At 55.7% G+C, this 1,742-nt stretch carries 1 pseudogene; it reads left to right on the top strand.

Annotation, left to right across the window (positions count from 1 at the left end):
• The first annotated feature begins 123 nt into the window (after positions 1-123).
• Positions 124-1,343: pseudogene (locus ACFPOH_RS04310) on the top strand (IS110 family RNA-guided transposase).
• The last annotated feature ends 399 nt before the right edge of the window (positions 1,344-1,742 follow it).

Raw genomic sequence — 1,742 nt, 5'->3', positions numbered from 1 at the left:
CAGGTTGAATAGAAAGGAGCATTCCCGTTAGGAGCTTTTCCGGGGACTTGATCAAAAAAAGCCCTCTTGGTATGATGCAGGGGTGTCAAACAATACCTACCATCATGCCAAGGAGGACTTCAGATGAATTGTACACAAAACTATAAAATTGATCAAGTTACGGAACAAACGCTTGTCGTGGGCATCGATATCGCGAAACGAACCCACTACGCCTGCTTCGTGGATGACCGGGGGCGCGTGCTTCGCAAGTCGTTCCCGATCTTCCAGTCGAAAGAGGGGTTTCAGCAGCTGTATAAAGCGATTCAGGAGGCGATGCAAGCGTTTGGGANCTCGAGGAGCACGGGATCCCGTTGGTCATGGTCAACCCGGCGCATGTGTGCCGGTCGAAAGAACTCGATGACAACCTGCCGACGAAACACGACGCCAAAGACGCCCTGGTCATTGCCAGACTGGCAAAAGACGGACGATTCCTCGTTCCCCGGCTGCTGCACGAGATCGAAGCCGATTTGCGCGTGGGAAGCACGCTCAAAGAGAAGCTCCGCAAGGAACAGACGGCGGTGAAAAACGCGATCGTCCGCTGGACGGATCGGTATTTTCCAGAGTTTTGGACCGTGTTTCGTGACTTGGGGAAAACGGCGCTTTCGGTGTTGGAGTGGACGCCGCTTCCGGCTGATATGGCCGGTCGGACCGCCGAGGAGCTCATCGAGGTGTACCGGCAAAGCAAAGGGATGAAATGCCCGCAGAAGGCCAAAATTCAGGCGTTGATCAACACCGCGAAGGACTCGATTGGGGTGACGGAAGGGACAGCGATGGCCCGGTTTGAGATCGCCGCGCTCGTCCGCCGATACCGCCAATTGGAGGCGGAGATCGCTGCACTGGACGCCGAGTTGAAGGCATTGGTTCAAACGACGATGGAGTACCAATGGTTGAAAACGGTCGACGGGTTGGGAGACGCCACGATCATCGATCTGCTGGCGGAGATCGGCAGCTTCGCCCATTATCGGGACCCGCGCCAATTGGTGAAGTTGGCGGGCCTGACGCTCAAGGAGAACTCCTCCGGCCAGCGCAAAGGGCAAAAGCACATCTCCAAACGGGGACGGAAACGGTTGCGCTCGGTGCTGTTTCGGGCGATGATTCCGCTGATTCGGCATAACGAGGCGTTTCGCGAGCTGCATGAGTATTATACGACCCGATCCGTCAATCCGCTGACCGGAAAGCAGTCCATCGTCGCCTTGTGCCGGAAGCTGTTGAATGTGCTGTTTGCGATTTGTACGAAGAAACAAGCGTTTGACGCGGAGCGAATGAAACAGGACGTCTTGTCCCAGGTGCAACGGGCGGCCTAAGGCCTCCCCCTGCGAACGGAAGAATCGTTGGACAACGAGATGACACCGGAGAAGCTGGCGTGATTTCATCCATTCGACCTTGAGTCCCTAAAGGAGCTTGGCCGGCCTCCGCCTGATGACGAGACCGAACGAGGGAATGTTGGCGCGAAGACGCCCGGAGACATGGGAGGGTTCGTCCTCATCAGCGACGCGGAGATCCAAAGGGTGCATCGAATATGCTTCCCCCCACGGCAGGAAAATATCCCCAGCCGTGGCCGCGAAGCGCACCCTAGGTCTGTAAGATATCCACAAAACTGAAAAAGGATGTAAGGGATTTTGTCGAAAAATATTTTTTGGACACCCCTGAGGGGCCGAAAAGCCTTGATAAATCAACATTTCTAGAGGGAGGGAGGATGGCAG

It is taken from the genome of Ureibacillus suwonensis (genome assembly GCF_042655065.1).
GTDB classification, from domain to species: domain Bacteria; phylum Bacillota; class Bacilli; order Bacillales_A; family Planococcaceae; genus Ureibacillus; species Ureibacillus suwonensis.
The sequence above is the reverse complement of the archived record's forward strand: the minus strand, read 5'-3'. Positions and strand labels throughout refer to the sequence as shown.